Raw genomic sequence first — 22,302 nt, 5'->3', positions numbered from 1 at the left:
GCACCGGAGGTGGCGGCCTCGGCCAGGATGGTGAACTTGCGGGACAGTCGGGCGATGGCCGCCAGATCAGCGGCCACCCGGGTGTGGAAGTCGAAGGTCTCGACCAGCCACGCCCGCAGGGCCGAGAACCCGTCCACATCCCGGTGAATGTTCCAGGCCTTCGCCTCGATCACCCGGGCCAGGACCTTCGCGTGAGCCGCATTGATCATCGCCGCAGTCTCATCGAGCTCGGTGTGGATGGCTGCCGAGCGCTCGGTCCGCTCCTGGCGGCTGGGCTTGCGTGTCGCTGCGGCCATGTCACACCTCCCTTGGTGATCTGTACGAGCCTGCCGTTTCCGGCGGTTCGTGCTATACACCAATGATCCCAGGCCAGGGCCGGTTCGTCATCACCCGAAGGATGCGAAAGGTTTCATGTTTCAGCCCCGAACCCCCTGCCCACCAAGGCAACAGGCCGACCCGCATAAGGACTCCATAGAGGAATAGACCGTCTTGAGGGGTGTTCGACTCGTAACCCCGCGCCGGGCGCCCGTGGGGCGCCGGGGGCGCTACTCCGCCCCTCTGTACCCACCCGCCGCCGTCCTGCACACCACGAAAGTCCTCGCCAGCCTGACAGACGCCCCAAAACCGGTCAAGGAAAAGTTTCTGGGCCTGTGGATAACTCCCGACGGCGGCCTGCGGGGCCTGTGGATAACTTCGGAAACGGTGTGCTGTCTTCGACGACCCACCTCGTCCCTCCCGTCTCGTCTTTGTCGCCGCCTCAGCGCACCGCAACCTTCCACGGCACCGATCCCGCCAACTCCACAAGGGCCATTGCCGGGCTCCCCAGGCGCCGTCCCTGATCATGCCCGATCATGCGAGACGCGACCGGCCACCCGCTATGCGAAGCGGGCGGCCCTCTCCGCGTTCAGGCCGCGGACTTCGCCTCCGCGCGCTCGACTCGCTCGGCGCCCTTGGCTCGCTTGGCCACCGAGAGTTGGAGCAGGCCGGTGACGGCGACGCCGACGGCGGTGGCGTAGTGGACGGAGAACGCCGTGGCGACACTGCCGCCGTGGATGAGGATGAGTGAGCCGTCGCCGATCGGGATGAGCGCGATGACCAGGAGCGCCCACCCGAGCGCGCGGCGCTCGCGGATCGCCAGCAGCACCACGATCACGATCGCGGAGGCCAGGTCGCGCACGCCCTTGACGCTGAGGAAGTCGGCGGCCTCGCCGGTCGGCCAGTGGGCGAAGCCCATGGTCGGGGCGACGGCCGCGGGGGTGAGGAGGAACTGGAGGCCGAAGGAGAAGACGAAGAGGACGCCGAGCACGGTGAGGACGTCGGCGATGATGCGGCGGGCCATGGGGGACTCCTTGTTCGTAGTTAGGAAATCTAGCGTTGCTAGGAACATGAATGACGCTAGCATAGCTTTGCTCGAATGTCTAGCGATGCTAGGATTGTGATCATGGCTACCCAGCAGCGCCGCGAACGCGAACGCGCCCAACGTGAAACGCTCATCGTCAACGCCGCCCGCGAGATGGCCGAGGCCGACGGCTGGCCCTCGGTGACCATTCGCAAGCTCGCCGAGCGCATCGAATACAGCCAGCCCGTCCTCTACAGCCACTTCGCCGGCCGCGGCGCGATCATCGATGCCGTGGCCCTCCAGGGCATCGCCGAGCTCACCGCGGTCTTCAAGGCGGCGAGAACCGCCGCCGAGCCGGGCGATGAACTCGCGGCCCTCGCGCAGGCCTACCTCGACTTCGCGACCGCCAACCCGGCCCTGTTCGAGGCGATCTTCACCCTCGCCGAGGGCCTGACGTTCGGGGTCGACGCCCCCGAGGTGCTCAAGGCCGCCTTCGCGGAGCTGTACGCGGTGTTCGCGCCGCTCGCCGGAGACCGCGACCCCGACGCCTTCACCGAGGTCGGCTGGGCCGCCATCCACGGCCTGGCGGTCTTGAACCGTGGCGGCCGCCTGCGCCCGGACCTCCTGGAGCAGCGCTTGTCGATCCTGCTGGAGCGCTTCGCGAGGCCCTAGACCGCCTCACCGCAAGGCGAGGTCGGCCAGTGCGAACGCGAACAGCGCCACCGCCACGAATCCGTTCGCGGTGAAGAAGGCCCGGTTCGCCTTCGACAAATCGTCCGGCTTCACGATCGCGTGCTCGTAGACGAGGACGGCGGCCACGAGGGCGAGGCCGATCCAGTACGGCAACCCGAAGTCCGTCAGCGCCCCGAACCAGGCGAAGCACAGCCAGGCGATCACGTGGGTGGCGCTGGAGGCGACCAAAGCCGCCTTCACGCCCCACCTCGCCGGTGTCGAGCGCACGCCGATCCGGCGGTCGACCTCGATGTCCTGGCAGGCGTAGATCAGATCGAAGCCGCCGATCCACAGCCCCACCGCCAGGCCGAGGACCATCGCCGGGCCCGAGCCGTCGAAGGTGCCGGTCACCGCCAGCCACGCCCCCACCGGCGCCACCAGCTGCGCCAGGCCCAGCACCGCGTGCGGATAGTCGGTGAAGCGCTTGGCGTACGGGTAGACGATCAGGGGCGCCACCGCGAGGGGGCTGAGCACCAGGCACAGCGGGTTCAGCAATGCGGCCGAGGCGAGGAACACCACCAGGCTCACCACGCAGCCGATGTAGGCCGTCCGCAGGCTGACCTTGCCGGTCACGAGTTCGCGCTGCGAGGTCCGAGGATTCTTCGCGTCGATCCCCCGGTCGATGATGCGGTTGGCCGCCATCGCCAAGGTGCGTCCCGAGACCATCGCGACGGTCACCAAAGCCAGCACGCCCCAGCTGAAGGCGTCCTCCAGTTCCATCACGGTGAGCGTCGCCAGGTAGGCGAAGGGCAGCGCGAAGACCGAGTGCTCGAAGGCGACCAGTTTCAGGAAGTCGCGGACGGGGTTCGGTCGGTCGATCACATCAGTCAAGTCCGTACTCTTTCCAGCGCCGGTCCACGGCGGCCTTCACCGCCGAGCTCATCCGCGCCTCCTGGGGCCAGGTGCGCGTGTAGCCCTCCTCGGGCCATTTCGCGGTCGCGTCGATCCCCGCCTTGCCGCCCCAGAACTGGTGGTACGAGGCGTGGTCCAGATGGTCGACCGGGCCCTCGGTCAGCAGCAGGTCCCGCGAGTAGTCGACGTTGCCCAGCGCCCGCCACGCCACCTCGCGGTAGTCGTGGACGTCGCAGTCGGCGTCGACGACGACGATGAGCTTGGTGAGGCTCATCATCTGCAGGCCCCAGATCGCGCTCATGACCTTCTGGGCCTGCTTGGGGAACTTCTTGTCGATCGAGACGATCACGCAGTTGTGGAAGACTCCGGCGGCGGGCATGTCGTAGTCGACGATCTCGGGGATCATGATCTTGACCAGCGGCAGGAAGATCCGCTCGGTGGCCTTGCCGAGCCCGTGGTCCTCCTGCGGCGGGGCCGAGGTGATGATCGTGTGGTAGATCGGGTCGCGGCGCATCGTCATCGCCTCGACGTGCATCACCGGGAACGGCTCGATCGGCGTGTAGAAGCCGGTGTGGTCGCCGAACGGGCCCTCAGGGAGGCGCTCGGCGGGCTCGGCCCAGCCTTCGAGGACGATCTGCGAGGCGGCCGGGACCTGGAGCGGCACGGTCAGGCAGTCGGTCATCTCGACCCGCTCGCCGCGCAGGAACCCGGCGAAGAGGTACTCGTCGATGTCGGGCGGCAGCGGCGCGGTGGCGGCGTAGGCCATGACCGGGTCGGGGCCGATCGCCACGGCGACCGGCAACCGCTCGCCGCGCCGCTCGGCCTCGGCGTAGTGGCCGGTGGAGTTCTTGTGGATCTGCCAGTGCAGGCCGAGCGTGCGCTCGTCGTGCTGCTGGAGCCGGTAGAGGCCGACGTTGCGCTTGCCGGTCTCGGGGTGTTTGGTGTGGGTCAACCCGAAGTTGTGGAACACGCCCCCGTCGCCGGGCCATACTTGCAGGCCGGGCAGCCGTCCCAGGTCGACGTCGTCGCCTTTGTAGACGACCTCCTGGCAGGGGGCCCTGCGCACCCTCTTGGGCGGGACGGACTTGAGCTGCATGAGTTTGCCCAGGCCGTCGCGGATGCCGGCCCAGCCGACGGGCAGCTCGGGCCTGGCGAGCTCGCCGATGCGCTCGCCGATCTGGTCGAGGCGGTCGACGCCGAGGGCCTTCGCCGTGCGGGGGAGGGTGCCGAAGAGGTTGATCGCCAGGGGCATGTCGCTCCCGGCGGGGTTCTCGAACAGCAGCGCCGGTCCGCCGCCCGAGATGACGCGCCGGGTGATCTCGGAGATCTCCAGGTGCGGGTCGACCTCGGCGGAGACGCGTTTGAGCTCGCCGTCGGCTTCGAGCGCGGCGAGGAACGATTGGAGGTCGTCGTACGGGAATTTCGCGGCCACGACGCCCATTCAACCACCCGCCGCGGGAATGCGGCACCCGCGAAGACGCGTTGTGTCGGAGGGCGGGAGTAGATTTCCCTGTGACCTACATTACGATACGGTACCGTATCGTTTCGAAATGTCTTAAGCTGAGACGCAACACCACCACGCCATGCGTGGCACAGCGAATGAAATCCACACGCAGAATGGAAACCCCGTGACTGAAACCCGTTCCGACCCAATCGAGGAGGACACCGGCCACCCGCGCAGGTGGGCCATCCTCGCCGTTCTGGTCATCAGCCTCATCGTCGCCGTCTTGGACAACACCGTCCTCAACGTCGCCATGAAGACCCTGGCCGACCCGAACGAGGGCCTCGGCGCCAGCCAGAGCGAACTGGCCTGGATGATCAACTCCTACACCCTCGTCTTCGCGGGCCTCCTGTTCGCCTCCGGCGTCATCGGCGACCGCGTCGGCCGCAAGCGCATGCTCCTGGGCGGCCTGTTCATCTTCGGCCTCGCCTCGCTGCTGTCGGCCTACGCCTCCAGCCCCGACCAGCTCATCTGGTACCGGGCGCTCATGGGCGCCGGCGCGGCCGTCATGATGCCCTCGACGCTCTCGATCCTGCGCGACGTCTTCTCCCACAAGGAGTTCCCCAAGGCCCTCGGCATCTGGACCGGCGCGGTCGGCATCGGCGGCGCCATCGGCCCGATCGTCGGCGGCGCACTCCTGGAGCGCTTCTGGTGGGGCTCGGTCTTCCTGATCAACGTCCCGATCATCGTCCTCGGCCTCGTCGCGATCGTCTTCCTCGTGCCCGAGTCCAAGGGCCGCCAGACCCGCCCCGACCTGGTCGGCATGCTCCTGTCCATGGTCGGCCTGGTCAGCCTCACCTACGGCATCATCGAGGCCGGCGACTCCGGCTCGTGGACCGGCCCCGAGGTCTGGGGCACCATCGGCTTCGGCGTGCTCGTCCTCGTCGCCTTCGTCCTGTGGGAGCGGCGCATCCCGTACGCCTCGCTGGACATGGGCCTGTTCAAGAACCGGCGCTTCTCGGCCTCTTCGGCGATCATCACGCTGACCTTCTTCGGCATGATGGGCCTGATGTTCTTCATGACCTTCTACCTCCAGCTGCTCAAGGGCTACACGCCGCTGGAGACCGGTCTGCTGTTCCTGCCGTTCGGCGCCTCCATGCTCATCTTCGCGCCGCTCTCGAACGCTCTGGTGGAGCGGTTCGGCGCCAAGACCGTCGGCATCGTCGCGATGCTGCTGGTGAGCAGCAACTTCGTGGTCACCGGCCTCGCCTACGAGGCCGACACCTCGGTCTGGCTCATCATCGCGATGTTCTTCGTCACCGGCGCCGGCATGGCGAACCTCATGCCGCCCGCGATGAACACGCTCATGTCCTCGGTCCCCAAGGAGCGCGCCGGCGTCGCCTCCGCGCTGGGCAACACCCTGCGCCAGACCGGCGGCGCGCTCGGCGTGGCCGTGCTCGGCACCGTCATGGCCCAGGCCTACCAGTCCCAGATCGCCGACGCGGTCCCGCAGCTGCCCGAGGCGGCGCAGTCGGACCTGCCCTCCACCTACGCGGCCGTCGAGTCCGGCGCGATCCCGCCCGAGGCGGCGCCGCAGATCATGGACGCGGCCAACACCTCGTTCATCGACGCGCTCCACACCACCGCGTTCGCCTCCATCGGCGTCGCGCTGCTGGGGCTCATCGTGATCGCCGCGTTCTTCCCGGGAAAACGCCGTGAGCAGGGCCCGGTCGCCGAGCCCGAGCGGGCCGCCGAGCCCGCGCTCAGCGAGGTGTGAGAGACAATCGAACCATGGAACCCGTGCTCGGCGAGACCGACGACCAGATACCGGCCAAGGGCCGACCGCGCAGCGAGGCTGTGAGCCGGTCGATCCTGGAGGCCACCCTGGACCTGCTCGCCGAGCACGGCACCATCGCCGACGTCAGCGTCGAGGCCGTGGCCGAGCGCTCCGGCGTCTCCAAGGCTACGATCTACCGCCGCTGGCCCTCCAAGGAGGCGCTGGTGGCGGCGGCCGTCGAGAGCGTCAAGGCGCCGCTGCCGCGGAACCTGCCGCACACCTCGATGCGCGACGACCTGATCTTCGTCGGCAACAACATGCGCAAGTCCTCCGGTCCGCGCGACCGCAAGATATTCAAGTGCATGATGCTCGTCGCCAAGGACCCCGACTACAAGCGCTACCACGACCACTTCATGGAGCGGCGCCAAGCGTTCGTCAAAGAGGTCTTCGACTACTGGGCCGAGCGGGGCGAGCTGCGCGACGACATCGACCCGGCGCTGGCCGGCGCGATGTTCTCCAGTCCGCTGCTGACGATCCTCGTCTACGGCAACTACCCGGAGCTGCAGGCCCCCGACGTCGTCGAACGTGTCGTGGACGCCCTGCTGACCGGCCTCAGGCCGCAATAGAACGGGGCCCCGCCGTCCCGCGGGGCCCCGTATTCGGAAGGAACCGAGAATAGGGTCTATGGGAACGGCTCGGCGGCCACTCACAGCGCCGAGCCGTTCATTGTGCTGTCGGTCTTCCCCGGGGCGGGCGGCCCGGCGCGTCCTCTCGCGGCGCGCCGGGCCGCTCACTCACTAGTTGACCGGCGGGTAGGCGTTGTCCAGCAGTTCGGCGAACTGCTCCGAGGACCAGTGGCCCGAGATGGGCATGTTGTCCCTGGCACCGGACGGGCTGTTGGAGTTGCGCGGGTTGCCCTCGTAGTCGGGGTCGCACATCTCGTCGAAGCCCTTGCCCTCGTCGTTGTCGATCAACTCCGAGGAGCCGTCGGACTCACCGGGGGGCTTGATCCACACGTAGGCGTCGATCTCCGGCTCGGGGCTGGCGGTCGGACGCTCGCCGAGGCCGGCACCGGCCTGGTTGCACCAGTTGCCCTTGTTGTAGCGGCGGTCGATGCGCGACTCGTCGACGAAGGTCACCGGGTCGTTCGAGGTCGACGCGGCGGTGGGCCGGTCGGGGCCGCCCCAGCCGTTGCGGCTGGTGTCGATCAGCATGCCGATGTCCTCGTTGAACCCGTTGGCCACCAGATCGTCGCGGAAGTCCTGCGCAAAGGCGAGTTCGCCGATGTAGTCGTTCCAGTCGATCCACTTGACCTCGGGGTTCTGGTTCAGCGCCTGGCCTCCCACGACCGTGTCGGCGTCGAAGTAGGGCTCCTCGAGCACCGAGTAGTTGGCGGTGTCGGTGATGAAGCCGTGCACGTCGTCGGCGGTCATGCCGTTCATGCCGAGGAGCGTGCCGAACATCGCGGCCGAGGCGTGGAAGTTGTCGTACTGCGGGTTGGAGTCGGTCCAGCCGATCCAGCCGTGGTGCCCGGCGTCGAGGTAGTTGTAGGTGTTCGGCAGGGCGCCGAGCTCGGACACGGCGTAGGAGATGCCCTCCTGGTAGTTGCCGTTCGCCTTCATCGTGTCGCAGTTGTCGGTCGCGGTCGCCCGCGGCGAGACGTTGGTCACCAGGTTCGGCAGCGAGTCGATCTCGATGACGTTGACGATCCTGAGGTCGGCGTACTTGTCCTGGCCCATGATGTCGACGATCGGGTCGATGTACTCGGACTCGTAGCGGCCGATCTCGTCGGCGGCCAGCTCGCCGTTGGAGGCCAGGGCGGCGCAGTCGCGGCCGGGCAGGTTGTAGATGACGACCTGGATGAGGTCGGCGCCCTGGGCGACCGCCTCGTCGAGGTGGTCTTCCAGACCCATCGAGCCGGTCGTCTCCGAGCCGTTGCCCTCGATGGCGCTGATGCGGTCGAGCCACACACCGGTCGGCTCGTCCGCGATCGCGTCACCGCCGGGCTCGGCGGCGGCGTTGGCCGACCAGATGGGGTTGACGTAGACCTGGGCACCGTCGTACGGGTTGTCGACCTTGTCGCCTGCCGGCGGGTTGTCGTCGTCCCCGTCGTCCGGCGGCGTCGTGTCGTCGTCGGGCGGCGTGGTGTCGTCGTCACCGCCGTCATCGTTGCCGCCGCCGTTGCAGACGTCGCCGTTGATGGTGAACTGGCCCGGCGACGCGGAGCTGCCCGAGCCCACGAAGCCGAACACCTGGACGCTCTGGCCGGAGGCGATGGAGCCGTTCCATCCGACGTCGGAGCCGTTGAACGTGGAGCCGCTCTGGCTCCAGTCGACGTTCCAGGCGCTCTGGACGGACGCGCCGCTGGGGAAGTCCCAGCTGATGTCCCAGCCGTTGATGGCCTCGCCGGCACTGATCGTAATGTTGGCCTGGAATCCGCTGCCCCAGCTGTTCACGACGTCGTAGGAGACCTCGCAGCCTTCTTCGGCGAAGGCCTGGTTCGCCGAGGCGATGGTCAGGGCACTGGCACCGAGCGCGGCGACGGCGGCGGCCGTGACGGCCAGCCTCCTGCGCCTTCGATGTACTTGCATAATTCGATGTCCTTCGTGTTCGGGGTCCCGCTCGCCGTGAGGCTTTGGATGGGGGTCCCGCTGGGTTATGGCTAGTGCAAAATCGTGTGAGGGTTCGGTTGCAGCTAGGGAAGCGCTCCCAAGCGATGTATCGATAATCTCCGATGTTTAGATGAGCTGTCAAGGTTTTCGCGGCAATATTTCAGGAAGGTTTCCATTGGCAAGCGGTTACTTTTGTGAAACCGCTCCCGTGCAAGGGAAAAGGAAACGCCCCTCGATCCGGAATTTCACCGCTCGGGCGGGCGGTGCGCGGCGCCGTTCGGACGCAACGAAAACGGTGGGAGCCGCCGCGGCGGCTCCCACCGTTGTGGATCGAGGTGGTGCTCACCCGGCCGTTCGCAACGTCGGCCGAGCCGCCCCCACCGCTAGTCGACCGGCGGGTAGGCGTTCGCCAGGAGCTCGGCGAACTGCTCGGAGGACCAGTGGCCCGAGAGCGGCATGTTGTCCCTGGCGCCGGACGGGTTGTTCCCGTTGCGCGGGTTGCCCTGGTAGTCGGGGTCGCACATCTGGTCGAAGCCCTTGCCCTCGTCGTTGGGGATCTCCTCAGAGGCGCCGTCGGACTCGCCCGGAGGCTTGATCCACACGTACGCGTCGATGTTCGGCTCAGGCGAGGCGGTCGGGCGCTCGCCGAGGCCGGCGCCGGCCTGGTTGCACCAGTTGCCCTTCTGGATCCGGCGGTCGATCCTCGACTCGTCGACGAACGTGGCCGGGTCGTCGGAGCTCGACGGGCCGGTGGGCCGGTCGGGGCCGCCCCAGCCGTTGCGGCTGGTGTCGATCAGCATGCCGACGTTGTCGTTGAAGCCGTTGGACACCAGCTCGTCCCGGAACGCCGTGGCGAAGTCGATCTCGCCGTTGAAGTCGTTCCAGTCCACCCACTTGACGTCCGGGTTCTGGTTCAGCGCCGTGCCGCCCACGTTCTGGTCGACCTCCCAGTAGGGCTCCTCCAGCACCGAGTAGTTCGCGGTGTTGGTGATGAAGCCCTGGACGTCGTCGGCGGTCATGCCGTTCATGCCGATGAGCGTGCCGAACATCGCGGCCGAGGCGTGGAAGTTGTCGTACTGCGGGTTGGCGTCACCCCAGCCGATCCAGCCGTGGTGCCCGGCGTCGAGGTAGTTGTAGGTGTTCGGCAGCGCTCCCAATTCGGCCGCGGCATAGGAGATGCCGTCCTGGTAGTTGCCGTTGGCGAGCATGGTGTCGCAGTTCTCGGTCGCCGTCTCGCGCGGCGAGACGTTCGTGACCAGGTTCGGCAGCGAGTCGATCTCGATGACGTTGACGATCTTGAGATCGGCGTAGGCCGCATCGCTCATGATCTCGACGATCGGGTCGATGTACTCGCTCTTGTAGCGGCCGATCTCGTCCGCGGCCAGCTCGCCGTTCGACGCCAGCGCCGCGCAGTCGCGGCCGGGCAGGTTGTAGATGACGACCTGGATGACATCGGCCCCTTGGGCGACCGCCTCGTCGAGGTGGTCCTTCAGGCCCATCGAGCCGGTGGTGGGGGAGTCGTTGCCCTCGATGGCGCTGATGCGGTCGAGCCACACGCCGGTCGGCTCGTCCGCGATGGCCTCGCCACCGGGCTCGGCGGCGGCGTTGGCCGACCACTGCGGGTTGACGTAGACCTGAGCGCCCTCGTACGGGTTGTCGACCTTCGCCTGCGCGACGTCGACCTCGTCGGGAGCCTCCTGCGCGCCCGCGGTGTTCGCCGCGACCATCGCGATCGAACCGGCGGCGAGCGCGCTCGCGGCGAGGGCGCTCGCCGCGATCCGCCTCTTCTTGCTTCGACGTACTGTCATGTGAATCCCTGATTCTGTCGGGGTAGTCGGTTGCGGGAGCGGTCCGGACGTACCGGGACCTGCGGAAGCGCTCCCAACTTTCACATCGAAGTTTGCCGATGTATCACTGTGAAGTCAAGGGGTTCGCTCCCGTATTTCCAACAAATTTCCGATTAGCGGCATCTGTGGCGACTCAGGGTATTCATCCGACTTCAAAGCGTGGACATTTGCCTATATCGTCGTTAATTCATTCTAAAAGGGACTTCTCGGTCGCCGTACTCGCCGCGGGCACGCGAAAACGCCGGCCACCGCGCGCCTCGTCCCGGCTGAGCCCGGGAGAGCGGCGCGGCACCGGCGTTCACGGTGCCGGGCGTCGTGCCCTGCTGGATAAGTCTGTCGGCCGCGAGGCTGTGGCCCCGCTTCCGGCGGCGTCTGCGAGTGGTCCAACCATCGTCCGCGGCGGCCTAGTGCTGCCCTCCGGACTCGAATCCGTGCGATCCGTTCTCGCCCTCAAGTAGCGCGCGAACCTCGGACTCGCGGAACCGCCGATGGCCGCCGGGCGTGCGGATGCTGCCGATCCGACCGGCCGCGGCCCAGCGCGTCACCGTCTTGGGATCGACGCGGAACAGCGAGGCCACTTCGCCTGGCGTGAGTAGGCGGTCCTCGGTCTCCATGATTCCATCCTCCCCGTGATGAATACTCACTTCGTGCGGTTAAACCCATTACATCACTATTCAGTCAAACCTGCCATGAGTTCTTGGACATACTTTCGGCTGTTAGGTTTTGCCTGAAAGTACCAGGCGTAAGGCCCCTGCCCTCGGGGCCGTTTTCGACCCTCTAGCAGTCTTCCGGTATCAGCCGGGCACAGTCTCGGAGGAATGCCTTTGGCTATCCTCAACAGGTGGACGAGATCGACCGGACCATCGTGAACCTGCTGCGCACCGCCGGCCGGACCTCCTACGCCGAGCTGGCCCGACGCGTCGGTCTCACCGCCCCCTCGGTGCAGGACCGGGTGACCAAGCTCGAGAAGAACGGCGTCATCACCGGATATCAGGCCGCCATCGATCCCGAATCCATCGGACTGGGCATCACCGCGCTCATCGGCATCATCCCCGATTCGAGCGCCGACCACGTCCGAATCTGCGATCGGCTCCGCGCCATTCCGCAGATCGAATCGTGCTATTTCCTGGCGGGCGTCGAGTGCTATCAGCTCAAGGTCCGCGTGCCGAAGATGGCCGATCTCGAACAGCTCATCCACCGCGTCGGCGCCATCGACGGCGTCGCCCAGACCCGCACCACCATCACTCTGTCGACGAAGTGGGAGGACCGGCCCCAGCCGATCACCACCGGAGAGAGCGAGCATGGAATCGATTGACCGGTCCGCGGACCGATCCTGGGTCCACTGGGCCATCACCGCCGTCGAGGCCGACGCCAACCGCAGCGCCGACACCCATCTGCTGCCGTTCCCGCTGCCGGCCGAATGGGGCGTCGACCTGTATCTGAAGGACGAGTCGGCGCACCCCACCGGCTCGCTCAAGCACCGGCTGGCCCGCTCGCTGTTCCTGTACGCGATCTGCAACGGCTGGATCGAGAAGGGGACCACCGTCATCGAGGCGTCCAGCGGGTCCACGGCCGTCAGCGAGGCCTACTTCGCCGGGATCCTCGGCCTGCCGTTCATCGCGGTCATGCCGGCCTCGACGAGCCGGTCCAAGATCGCGCAGATCGAGTTCTACGGCGGCAAGGCCCACCTCGCGGCCGACCCGGCCGCGGCCACCGCCGAGGCCAGGCGCCTCGCCGAGGAGACCGGCGGGCACTTCATGGATCAGTTCACCTACGCCGAGCGGGCCACCGACTGGCGCGGGAACAACAACATCGCCGAATCCATATACGAGCAGCTGCGCCTGGAGCCGCACCCCGTTCCGGCGTGGATCGTCGTCGGCGCCGGCACCGGCGGGACCTCCGCCACCATCGGCCGGTACACCCGCTACCGCTGCCACGACACGCGGCTGTGCGTCGCCGATCCCGAGCACTCGGCGTTCTTCGCCGGCTGGCGCGACGGCGACCCGGAGTCGACGGCCGAGGGCGCCTCCCGCATCGAGGGCATCGGTCGCCCGCGCGTCGAGCCGTCGTTCCTCCCCGCCCTCGTCGACCGCATGGTCAAAGTGGACGACGCCGAGTCGGTCGCCTGCCTCCGCTGGGCCTCGCGGCGCCTCGGACGGCCCCTCGGCGGCTCCACCGGCACCAACCTCGTCGCGGCCCTCGCGCTCATCGCCGAGATGCGCGAGCGCGGCCAGGGCGGCAGCATCGTCACGCTCCTGTGCGACTCGGGGCAGCGCTACGCCACCACCTACTTCAACGACGAATGGGTCGCCGAACAGGGCCTCGACCTCGACGCCGCCCGCGAGCGCCTCGCGCCGCTCCTGCCCCGCTGATCGACCCGTTCATCGCAGAATCCGACCGTTGAGCGATTGCGGGCTTGTATTCGGCGACCGCCGGGCATTACGATCTTTGACATTGAAACGTTTCGATTCCTCAGTACGTAGACCCTTTTCAGTACGCCGATCCCCCGGACCGGACCGGCACCTTGCCAGCCCCATGCCTGCCACCGAACATTCCGACGGCAGCGTCGCCGAGCCACGATAGTGAATCGTTTCAATAGCAGGGCGCTCGGCGCCGCCCCAGCCATGCCCGGCGCTGCCGCGCCGCGGCCCACCATCCGACACCTGGAGGAGCAATGCGACAACAGCGACAACCCCGAGGCGCCCTTGGAGCGAGGTTCACCCGCCGATCCCTGGCGGGCCTCGTCACCGGAGCCGCCGCCGCGGCCGGAGGCTTGACCGCCGCGTCCCCGGCGCACGCGGCGTTCGCCACCGGCACCTGGTACGTCCTCGAAGCCCGCCATTCGGGCCTCGTCCTCGACCTCACCTCGTCCACCGCCAATGGCGCCGAACTGGTGCAGCAGAACCGGACCGACGCGGCCCACCAGCAGTTCCGCTTCGTCGACGCCGGCGGCGGGTACTACAAGATCCAGGCCCGCCACTCGAATCTGGTGCTCGACGTCTACGCCAAGAGCCGGGACGACGGCGCCGACATCGTCCAGTGGACGGACAACGGCGGCGCCAACCAGCAGTGGCAGATCATCGACGAGGGCACCTACCTCAGGTTCGTCAACCGCAACTCCGGCAAGTCGCTCGATGTCTGGGAGCGCTCAACCCAGCCGGGGGCGCGCGTGTCGCAGTACACGGCGACCGGCGGGACGAACCAGCAGTTCAGGCCCATCCCGGTCGGCGCGCCGAGCGGGGACGCGCCGACGATCTACATCGCCTCGGACTCGACGGCCCAGACCTACAATTCCTCGGTCTACCCGCTCACCGGCTGGGGGCAGAAGCTCGCCGGATACTTCGACGCCGACACCACCGTCGCCAACCGCGCCATCGGCGGCCGGTCCTCGCGGTCGTTCATCGAGCAGGGGCGCCTCCAGGCGATCCTCGACGTGATCCAGCCGGACGACTACCTGTACGTCCAGTTCGGGCACAACGACGCCGACTACAGCAAGCCCGAGCGCTACACGCCGCCCGAGGACTACAAGCGGTACCTGCGGGACGACTACATGGCCGGCGCGCGGGCCAAGGGTGCCGTCCCGGTCCTCATCACGCCGGTGTCCAGGCTGGACTACGACGCGAGCGCCGGCAGGTTCCGCGTCTCGTTCCCCGCCTACGTCGACAAGGTCTACGAGCTGGTCGACGAGACCGGCGTGGACATGATCGACCTGTCGGCGCGCTCGCGGGCCTACCTCGACAGTATCGGCCCCGCGGCCGCCGAGGACGTCTTCATGCACCTGGCGCCGGGGGAGTACCCGAACTACCCCGACGGGGCGAACGACAGCACCCACTTCCAGGAGTACGGCGCGAACCAGATGGCGAGGCTGGTCGCGGAGGGCACCGCGGCGCTCCCGCTCCCGATCGCCGACCACGTGCGCTGACCGCCCTTCCGGAGTGCGCGGCGCCGCCCCCGCTGGGACCTCGAATCCGCGGGGGCGGCGCCGCGCGCCGGCCGCGCGGTCCCGAGCCGGGCGCTCCGGTGGCGGACCTCGGGCCGCCGAGTCACCCGAAACCCACCGAAAACGACCGTCCAATCGCAACATGTATCGACATGTATTGACTTTCGTCTCATCACTCGGTAGTGTCCCGGGAGTAGTAAACGCTTGCCCGTCAAACCGCCACGGAATTGAAACGATTCATTCCGTGCCTTGCGATGGGCACCTCCTCTCGCTACGGAAGTGACCATGAAGTTCAAGACTGCTCAACCGCCCTGGCGGCGCGCCCTCGCGGCGCTCACCGCCGGGGCGACCGGGCTCGCGGGCGTCCTCGCCGCGGCCTCCCCGTCCCAAGCCCAAGAGGACGACGGCATCACCGTCTACCTCGCCTCCGACTCCACCGTCCAGACCTACGACCCCTACTGGGAGCCCCAGGCCGGCTGGGGCCAGATGCTCGACCAGTTCTTCGACGACGAGGTCACGGTCGCCAACCACGCCATCGGCGGCCGCTCCTCCCGCTCCTTCATCGAGGAGGGGCGCCTCGACGCCATCCTCGACGAGATCCAGCCGGGCGACTACCTGTTCGTCCAGTTCGGACACAATGACGCCACGGTGAGCCGCCCCGAGCGCTACACCCCGCCCGACGACTACAAGATGTACCTGCGGGACTACTACATCGCCGGCGCGATCGAGGCCGGCGCCATACCCGTCCTCGTCACCCCGGTCTCTCGGCGCGACTTCGACCCCGACACCGGCGAGTTCAACGTCTCCTTCCCCGAATACGTCGAGAAGGTCTACGAACTCCACGAGGAGACCGGCGTGGCGATGGTCGACCTGTCGGCCTCCTCGCGCGCCTACCTCAACGAGATCGGCCCCGAAGAGGCCAAATCGGTGTTCCTGCACGTCCCGCCCGGGGTCTACCCCAACCGGCCCGACGGCACCGCCGACGACACCCACTTCCAGGAGTACGGCGCCATCCAGATGGCCCGCCTGGTGGCCGAGGAGACCGCCACGCTCGACACGCCGCTCGCCGAGCACGTCGTCGACGTGGCGCCGCCGGGCAGCGTCCCCGACGCGCCCGCGAACCTGCGGGCCGAGACGGTCGCCAACGCCAGCGTCACCCTGCTGTGGGACGAGGTCGAGACCGACATCTACCGCGTCTACGTGCGTGAGGCGGGCGGCGAATGGCGCCTGGGCACCACCTCGACCGTCGGCAAGGGACGCGTGTCCGGCCTCGCCGAGGACACCGGTTACGAGTTCGCCGTCGCCGCCGTCAACGGCAAGGGCGAATCCGAGCGCTCGGCCGTCCTCGCCGTCACCACCGCCACCGCCGGATGGAAGTTCGACTTCGGACCGGCCAGCCAGGTCGTCGCCGAGGGCTACACCGAGACCAACCGCGGCACGGCCTACACCGCCGAGTCCGGCTACGGCTTCACCACCGACATGTCCACCGCGATCGACCGCGACCGCGGCGCCGAGGACGACCCGGTCGGCCGCGACTTCGTCGCCTGGTTCGGCGGCGAGTACACCTTCGCCGTCGACGTGCCGGACGGCAACTACGCCGCCCGCGTCGCCGTCGGCGACTACCTCGGCTCGGCCCGCTCGAACTTCGCGTTCGAAGGCTACGACTACGGCGGGGTCAGCGCCGGCTCGAAGAGCGTCACCACCAAGGACTTCGAGGGCATCTTCGTTGAGGACGGCCGGCTCGATATGACCGTGACCGGCCAGACCGGCCACCTCAACGGCCTCGAACTCACCCGCATCGGCGACGTGCCCGGCAGTGACGACACGCCCGACGAGCCGTGCGCCGACTGCGCCGCGCAGATGGAGTCCATCGACCGCGCCCCCGTCGCGGTCAGCGTCGAGGACGGCGTCTACCTCGGTTGGCGCAGGCTCGGCCTCGACCCCGAGGGCCTCGCGTTCAACGTCTACCGCGACGGCGTGCTCATCACCGACGAGCCGACCACGGCCACCAACCTCACCGACCCCGGCGGCACGGCGAACTCGACGTACTGGATCGCCACCGTCGAAGGCGGCGTCGAGACCGGCTACTCGGACGCGTTCGAGGTCTGGGGCGAGCAGTACGTCGACATCGACATGGAGCGCCCCGCGGGGGGCACCACGCCCGACGGCGTCGAGTACACCTACGCGCCCAATGACGCGACGGTGGCCGACCTCGACGGCGACGGCACGTACGAGCTCATCCAGAAGTGGGACCCGTCGAACTCGCAGGACAACTCCCACTCCGGTTACACCGGGAACGTCTACATCGATGCCTACACGCTCGCCGGCGAGCGGCTCTGGCGCATCGACCTGGGCGTCAACATCCGCGCCGGAGCGCACTACACGTCCTTGAGCGTCTACGACCTCGACGGCGACGGCAAGGCCGAAGTGGCCCTCAAGACCGGCGACGGCACTGTGGACGGCGTCGGCACCGTCATCGGCGACGCCGATGCCGACTACCGCAACGACGGCGGCTACATCCTCACCGGGCCGGAGTACCTCACCGTCTTCGACGGCGAGACCGGCGCGGCGCTCGACACGGTCGACTTCCAGCCCGACCGCGGCGACATCTGCGACTGGGGCGACTGCTACGGCAACCGGGGCGACCGCCTCATGGCCGCCGTGGCCTACCTCGACGGTCAGAGCCCGTCGCTCGTCACCAGCCGCGGCATCTACACCAAGAGCGAGCTCTCGGCGTGGGACTGGGACGGGGAGCACCTCACCCAGCGCTGGCACTTCCTGTCGACCGACTTCGGTCCGCAGTACAACGGCCAGGGCAACCACCAGATGTCCATCGCCGACGTCGACGACGACGGCCGCGACGAGATCGTCTACGGCGCCATGACCATCAACGACGACGGCACGCCGCTGTACAGCACCGAGCTGGGCCACGGCGACGCGCTGCACGTCTCGGACTTCGACCCGAGCCGCGAGGGCCTGGAGGTGTTCAGCCCGTTCGAGAGCATGAGCGCCTCGGAGAACCGCGGCGCGGTGTTCCGCGACGCCGAGACCGGCGAGATCATCTGGTCCATGCCGGGCGACAGCGACGTCGGACGCGGCACCTGCGGCGACATCGACCCGAACTACGCCGGGGCCGAGTGCTGGGCGGTGAGCGCCGACGGCGCGTGGAACTCGCGTGAAGGCGAACTGCGCGCCGCCGACGGCACGCTCATCTCGAACTCGATCCCGTCGGCCAACTCCATGGTCTGGTGGGACGGCGACCTCGGCAGGGAGATCTTCGACCACGAGTTCAACGAACCGGACTACGTGCCGATCTACCCGTACATCGCCGAATGGGACCCCGAGACCGGGACCCAGGAGGAGATCTTCACCCCCGAAGGGGTGGACACCAACAACGGCACCAAGGGCAACGCGGTGCTGACCGGCGACATCATGGGCGACTGGCGCGAGGAGGTCGTCCTCCGCAAGGAGTCGAACGACGGCGTGCGGATCTTCACCACCACGATCGAGACCGACTACACGATCCCGACGCTGATGCACGACCCGCAGTACCGCATGGGCATCGCCTGGCAGAACGTGTCGTACAACCAGCCGCCGTGGCCGAGCTTCTTCCTCGGCTACGACATGGAGACCCCGCAGTGGCAGGACATCGCCTACGAGGGCACCGGTGACACGGCCGAGGCGCCGTACACCGCGGCCTCCTGCGAGGTCGACTACAAGGTGGCCGCCGACTGGGGCGGCGGGTTCGTCGTCCAGGTGAAGGTCACCAACACCGGGGAGGACCCCATCGGCGAATGGGACCTGGTGTGGAAGGCCTCCGGTGTGGAGCGCGTGAGGGTCCCCTGGGGCGGCGAGGTCGCCTTGGAGGGCGACACGCTCGTGGCCGACCCGGCGTTCTGGAACTTCCCGCTCAAACCCGGGAAGACCAAGCAGATCGGCTTCCTCGGTGAGGGCGATCCGGACGACCCGGGCATGTTCCTGCTGAACGGGCAGGTCTGCGCCGCGGCGTAGACGCACGCGAACGATGCGGCGGCCCGGACTCGCGCGAGTCCGGGCCGCCGCCGTCGTCAGAGGATCGGGGTGGGCCTGTCGCGGCCGTCGGTGATCGCGGCCCGCTGGTACAGGTCGATGACCTTGCCGTGCTTCGAGGTCGCCGTCCAGGCCGCCGCCAGCAGGAGCATCACGTTGAACAGGTAGAGGAACACCAGCAGGCCGACCGCGGTCGTCACCGCCTGGTACGCGGGCCGGTCGGAGACGTTCAGGACGTAGATGCGCCCGACCGTCTTCAGCAGCTCGAGTCCTACCGCGACGGACACGGCCGCCCAGAACACGCGCCGGACCGGCAGCGCGAGCCGCGGCAGGGCCTGGAGCAGGACCGCCGAGAGCACCGCGTTGGCGATGAGGCCCACGAGGATCGACAGGGACCGGATCAGCAGTGCCGAGGCACCCTCGGCCCGGTCGAGGTCGAGCAGCGCCATGATCGTCTCGGTGCCGGCGGTGGCGCTGATGGTGATGAGCAACAGGACCGACAGTGCGATGAGGACGAGCAGGTCGATGGCCCACCGCAGGAACGGGTTCCCCGGCTGCGCTTCGAGGCCCCACACCAGGCGGATGGCCGCCCGCACCGACTGCACCCACGCGACCCCGGCGACCACCAGCCCGATCCCGGCGAGGATGCCCACCGATTGGCGCGAGTCCTCCAGGACGCCGATGTCGATGATCGGCAGGTTCGTCTCGAGCCAGGTCTCGACGCTGTCGTAGATGTCGGGGGAGTTGAGGAGGTATCCGAAGATCGCCAGGGCCAAAAGCGACATCGAGAAGACCGCGAAGAAGGCGTAGTACGAGGTCGCGGCGGCGAGCTGGCCGCCGTGGACCTCGAAGTACCGCTCCTGGGCGCGCCAGACGTGGTCGACCAGGTTCGAGCGTTTGCGGGCCGCGGCCAGGACGCGGTCCCACCAGGCCCCCAGGTCAGGGAACTTCACGTGCTGATTCTGTCAAAATCGCGCCGCCGGTGCGTGCAAGCGCCGCGCGTGCCCGGTCGCGGCCTCACGCGCCGCGGACCACCCACGCGTCGGGGTCCTCGAGCAGCTTGGTGACGGTGGCCGGGAGATGGTCGGTGGCGACCTCGGTGAGGGAGACCGATTCGAGGATGTTGCGCTCGTTCACGCGCAGGGCCACCCACACGTTCGTCAGCGCCCTGGCCGAGCCGGGGTAGGTGACCTCTTCGGGCCGCTCGCCCCGCACGCCCACGAGCGGGCCGTCGACGGCGCGGATGACGTCGGCGAGGCTGATGTCCTCGCCCGGCCTGGCGAGCCGGTGGCCGCCCTCGGGCCCGCGCTTGGAGCTGGCGATGCCGCCGCGCCGCAGCTGGAGCAGGATCGACTCGAGGAACTTGCGGGGGATGCCCTGGTCCTCGGCGATCTGTTCGGCCGACACCCACTGGTCGCCGTATCCGGCGAGTGACACGGCCGCTCTCAGGGCGTAGTCGACGCGGGCGGACAAGCGCATGGTGCTCCTCTCGAAGGTGCGGCCCCGAACCGGCGCGGGGGCGCCTCACGACTCTATCTCCACCTCGGGCGGGCCGCTCAATCCTCGATGAGTTGGCGCAGGTACGCGGCCGTCTCGGCGGCGGCGAGGTCGGGGTCGCCGGCGATGACGGCCTCGATGGCGCGGATGTGGTCGATGTGCGGGTCGCGGCCGAGCTCGTCGCCGACGCCGGCCTTGACGATCTCCCTGAGCGAGTCGGACAGGTCGACGTACAGCTCGTGGAGGAGCCTGTTGTGGCTGGCCTCGGCCACGGCCTGGTGGAGGGCCAGGTCGGCTTCGATGAACGCCTCGGTGTCCCTGACCTCGAAGGTGGCCTCGCGTTCGGCCAGGAGGATCCGGAGCTTCTTGACGTCGGCCTCGTCGCGCCTGGCGGCGGCGAGGCGGGCGGCCTCGATCTCCAGGCCGCGGCGCACCTCCATCGTGTCCGAGGCGCTGCTGGCGGCGATGCGGCGGCGGACGGCGGCGGTGACCTCGGAGCGGCCGACGACGAAGGTCCCGGCGCCCTGGCGGATCTCGAGGAGCCCGGCGTGGGCGAGGGCCCGCACGCCCTCGCGGATGGTGTTGCGGCCGACCCCGAGCAGCTCGGACAGTTCGCTTTCGGTGGGGATGCGCGAGCCGATGCCCCATTCGCCGTCGCTGATCTGCCGGCGCAGCTGATCGATCACCTGATCGACGAGCGCCGATTTGCGGGTCGACTCCAAAGCCACTGGCGGACCTGACCTCTCCGGAAGGGGTGGCGTGTTTCCCAACACTAGAAGGATTAAAGCAGACGGCGGCCGGGATATCGTTGACAGGCCGTTCATTCATCCCATGAATTGACGCCACCGTATCCCGCCTGGTCACCCGCCCTTCCCGCTTCTCTCACCAGGTGAGACAGCGCTTGCCCGAACCGGTACCGGAAGGATGGAGGGGACGCCCGCGTGCCGACCGCCGCCGAAGCCGCACCTCCGAGCTCCACGCGCGCCTCGATCCTCGGCGCCTGGATGCTCGTCGCCGGCGTCGTCCTCGCCGCCTTCAACTTCCGCACCGCCGTCACCAGCGTCGGCGCGCTCCTGTCCGAACTCCAGACCGGCCTGGGCATGTCCGAGACCGTCGCCGGGCTCCTCACCACCCTCCCGGTGGTCGCCTTCGCCGCCCTCGGCGCCCTCGCCCCGCGCCTGACCCGCCGCTTCGGCGCCCGCAGCGTCATCACCCTCGCCCTGCTCGGCATGAGCGTCGGCCTCGTCGCCCGCGCCTACCTCGGCCACACCGCACTGTTCCTGCTGTTCAGCCTCCTGGCGCTGTCCGCCGGGGCCATCGGCAACGTCGCGGTCCCCATCATCGTCAAGGAGTACTTCCCGCGCTCCCTCGGCCGCATGACCACCGCCTACTCGGCGATGCTCGCCATCGGCACCAGCGTCGGCGCGTTCGCGACCGTCCCGCTCGAGCACTGGACCGGCGACTGGCGCCTCGCGCTCGCCGCCTGGGCCGTCCCCGCGCTGCTCGCGATCGTCCCGTGGCTGCTGTGGCGCCCGCCCGCCGAGCACGCCGCGGCCGGGAACGGCCATCACCTGCGCGGCGTCCAGCGCTCCAGGCTCGCGTGGATGATGCTGCTCGCCTTCGGCACGCAGTCGGCGATGGCCTACATCTTCATGGGCTGGCTCACGACCTTCCTGCGCGACCAGGGCATGGACGGGGCCACCGCCGCGTCCATGCTCGGCCTGTTCACCCTCGTCCAGATCCCGGTGTTCATGCTCGTCCCGGTGGTCGCCGTCCGGCCGGGGCGCCAGCGGCCCGTGTTCTTCGCGCTGGTCCTGTGCTACCCGATCGGCGTGGCGGGGGTCCAGCTGTTCGGCGGCGGGGCCTCGACGTGGGTCTGGATGGTGTTCATGGCGATCGCGATGTCGGTCTTCCCGCTCATCCTGACGCTGTTCGGGCTGCGGGCGCGCACCTCGGCGGGGACCGCGGCGCTGTCCTCGTTCGCCCAGTCCGGCGGCTACCTGCTGGCCGGGATCGGGCCGTTCGCCGTCGGCTGGCTGCACGGCCTGACGCGGGAGTGGACGCTGCCGTTCGCGCTCCTCTACGTCCTCATGGCCGTGCACCTCATCGCGGGCCTGTACATCACCAAGGACCGTTACATTGAGGATGAACTGGCGCAAACCAACCCCCGATAGCGTCCTCCTTGCGCCTCCGTGACACGATAGTGCTGCAGGCCACACTGGCGTGGAGGTTGGGA

General features: G+C 68.5%; 18 protein-coding genes. 8 read left to right on the top strand and 10 right to left on the bottom strand.

Annotated features, from left to right (window positions below; translation table 11 throughout):
- The coding region (locus H613_RS0116530; protein ID WP_026924672.1) for a hypothetical protein at positions 1-296 on the bottom strand (296 nt) is incomplete at its 3' end.
- Positions 297-904: 608 nt separating this feature from the next.
- Positions 905-1,339: a DUF4267 domain-containing protein gene (locus tag H613_RS0116525; RefSeq protein ID WP_026924671.1), complete on the bottom strand. Its 435-nt coding sequence runs from the start codon at positions 1,337-1,339 to the stop codon at positions 905-907.
- Positions 1,340-1,441: 102 nt separating this feature from the next.
- Between H613_RS0116525 and H613_RS0116520 the strand changes: the two genes are divergently transcribed.
- A complete protein-coding gene (locus H613_RS0116520) occupies positions 1,442-2,011 on the top strand; it encodes a TetR/AcrR family transcriptional regulator (protein WP_026924670.1) in 570 nt (189 codons plus the stop codon).
- Between the two features lie 6 nt (positions 2,012-2,017).
- Here H613_RS0116520 and mqnP read toward each other — a convergent pair whose 3' ends face one another.
- Together mqnP and H613_RS0116510 are read right to left on the bottom strand one after the other, a co-directional pair.
- Entirely contained in the window at positions 2,018-2,902 is an 885-nt protein-coding gene (gene mqnP / locus H613_RS0116515; protein ID WP_026924669.1) for a menaquinone biosynthesis prenyltransferase MqnP, read from the bottom strand.
- On the bottom strand, positions 2,895-4,364 hold the full coding sequence (locus H613_RS0116510; RefSeq protein ID WP_035738343.1) for a menaquinone biosynthesis decarboxylase: 1,470 nt from the start codon (positions 4,362-4,364) through the stop codon (positions 2,895-2,897). The genes mqnP and H613_RS0116510 overlap by 8 nt, the downstream gene beginning before the upstream one ends.
- Before the next feature lie 187 nt (positions 4,365-4,551).
- Here H613_RS0116510 and H613_RS0116505 point away from each other — a divergent pair, with 187 nt between their 5' ends.
- Positions 4,552-6,141, top strand: a complete 1,590-nt coding sequence (locus tag H613_RS0116505; RefSeq protein WP_035738342.1) for an MFS transporter — start codon at positions 4,552-4,554, stop codon at positions 6,139-6,141.
- 14 nt (positions 6,142-6,155) lie between these two features.
- A complete protein-coding gene (locus H613_RS0116500) occupies positions 6,156-6,767 on the top strand; it encodes a TetR/AcrR family transcriptional regulator (protein WP_051393451.1) in 612 nt (203 codons plus the stop codon).
- Positions 6,768-6,938: 171 nt separating this feature from the next.
- Here the strand turns inward: H613_RS0116500 and H613_RS0116495 are convergent, their stop codons facing one another.
- The 3 genes from H613_RS0116495 to H613_RS27175 all read right to left on the bottom strand — a co-directional run bounded on the left by H613_RS0116495 (position 6,939) and on the right by H613_RS27175 (position 11,214).
- Positions 6,939-8,732, bottom strand: a complete 1,794-nt coding sequence (locus H613_RS0116495; RefSeq protein WP_026924665.1) for a glycoside hydrolase family 6 protein — start codon at positions 8,730-8,732, stop codon at positions 6,939-6,941.
- Between the two features lie 404 nt (positions 8,733-9,136).
- Complete coding sequence (locus H613_RS27180; RefSeq protein ID WP_084546697.1) at positions 9,137-10,561, bottom strand: glycoside hydrolase family 6 protein; 1,425 nt, start codon at positions 10,559-10,561, stop codon at positions 9,137-9,139.
- Positions 10,562-11,004: 443 nt separating this feature from the next.
- Positions 11,005-11,214, bottom strand: a complete 210-nt coding sequence (locus H613_RS27175) for a BldC family transcriptional regulator (protein ID WP_035738339.1) — start codon at positions 11,212-11,214, stop codon at positions 11,005-11,007.
- A 227-nt stretch (positions 11,215-11,441) separates the two neighbouring features.
- Between H613_RS27175 and H613_RS0116480 the strand changes: the two genes are divergently transcribed.
- The 4 genes from H613_RS0116480 to H613_RS29400 all read left to right on the top strand — a co-directional run bounded on the left by H613_RS0116480 (position 11,442) and on the right by H613_RS29400 (position 18,551).
- Positions 11,442-11,915, top strand: coding sequence for an Lrp/AsnC family transcriptional regulator (locus H613_RS0116480; RefSeq protein ID WP_026924664.1), 474 nt, complete (start codon positions 11,442-11,444; stop codon positions 11,913-11,915).
- Positions 11,902-12,972 carry an L-cysteine desulfhydrase Cds1 gene (gene cds1, locus H613_RS27170; RefSeq protein ID WP_035738337.1) on the top strand — a complete coding sequence of 357 codons (1,071 nt, stop codon included), beginning with the start codon at positions 11,902-11,904 and terminating at the stop codon, positions 12,970-12,972. The genes H613_RS0116480 and cds1 overlap by 14 nt, the downstream gene beginning before the upstream one ends.
- A 302-nt stretch (positions 12,973-13,274) precedes the next feature.
- Positions 13,275-14,522, top strand: coding sequence for an RICIN domain-containing protein (locus tag H613_RS29405; protein ID WP_084546696.1), 1,248 nt, complete (start codon positions 13,275-13,277; stop codon positions 14,520-14,522).
- A 303-nt stretch (positions 14,523-14,825) separates the two neighbouring features.
- Positions 14,826-18,551, top strand: a complete 3,726-nt coding sequence (locus H613_RS29400) for a rhamnogalacturonan lyase family protein (protein ID WP_051393449.1) — start codon at positions 14,826-14,828, stop codon at positions 18,549-18,551.
- Between the two features lie 56 nt (positions 18,552-18,607).
- Here the strand turns inward: H613_RS29400 and H613_RS27155 are convergent, their stop codons facing one another.
- From H613_RS27155 to H613_RS0116450, 3 genes are all read right to left on the bottom strand, one after another.
- Positions 18,608-19,522: a YihY/virulence factor BrkB family protein gene (locus H613_RS27155; RefSeq protein ID WP_051393448.1), complete on the bottom strand. Its 915-nt coding sequence runs from the start codon at positions 19,520-19,522 to the stop codon at positions 18,608-18,610.
- A 64-nt stretch (positions 19,523-19,586) separates the two neighbouring features.
- Complete coding sequence (locus H613_RS0116455; protein ID WP_026924663.1) at positions 19,587-20,048, bottom strand: RrF2 family transcriptional regulator; 462 nt, start codon at positions 20,046-20,048, stop codon at positions 19,587-19,589.
- Positions 20,049-20,125: 77 nt separating this feature from the next.
- Positions 20,126-20,794: a FadR/GntR family transcriptional regulator gene (locus tag H613_RS0116450; RefSeq protein ID WP_026924662.1), complete on the bottom strand. Its 669-nt coding sequence runs from the start codon at positions 20,792-20,794 to the stop codon at positions 20,126-20,128.
- Between the two features lie 213 nt (positions 20,795-21,007).
- Between H613_RS0116450 and H613_RS0116445 the strand changes: the two genes are divergently transcribed.
- Positions 21,008-22,240, top strand: a complete 1,233-nt coding sequence (locus H613_RS0116445; RefSeq protein ID WP_245598583.1) for an MFS transporter — start codon at positions 21,008-21,010, stop codon at positions 22,238-22,240.
- Positions 22,241-22,302: the final 62 nt, after the last annotated feature.

It is taken from the genome of Glycomyces arizonensis DSM 44726 (assembly GCF_000482705.1).
In the GTDB taxonomy this organism is placed as follows: domain Bacteria; phylum Actinomycetota; class Actinomycetes; order Mycobacteriales; family Micromonosporaceae; genus Glycomyces; species Glycomyces arizonensis.
Note: the sequence above shows the minus strand (reverse complement) of the source record. Positions and strands in the feature narration are given on the sequence as shown.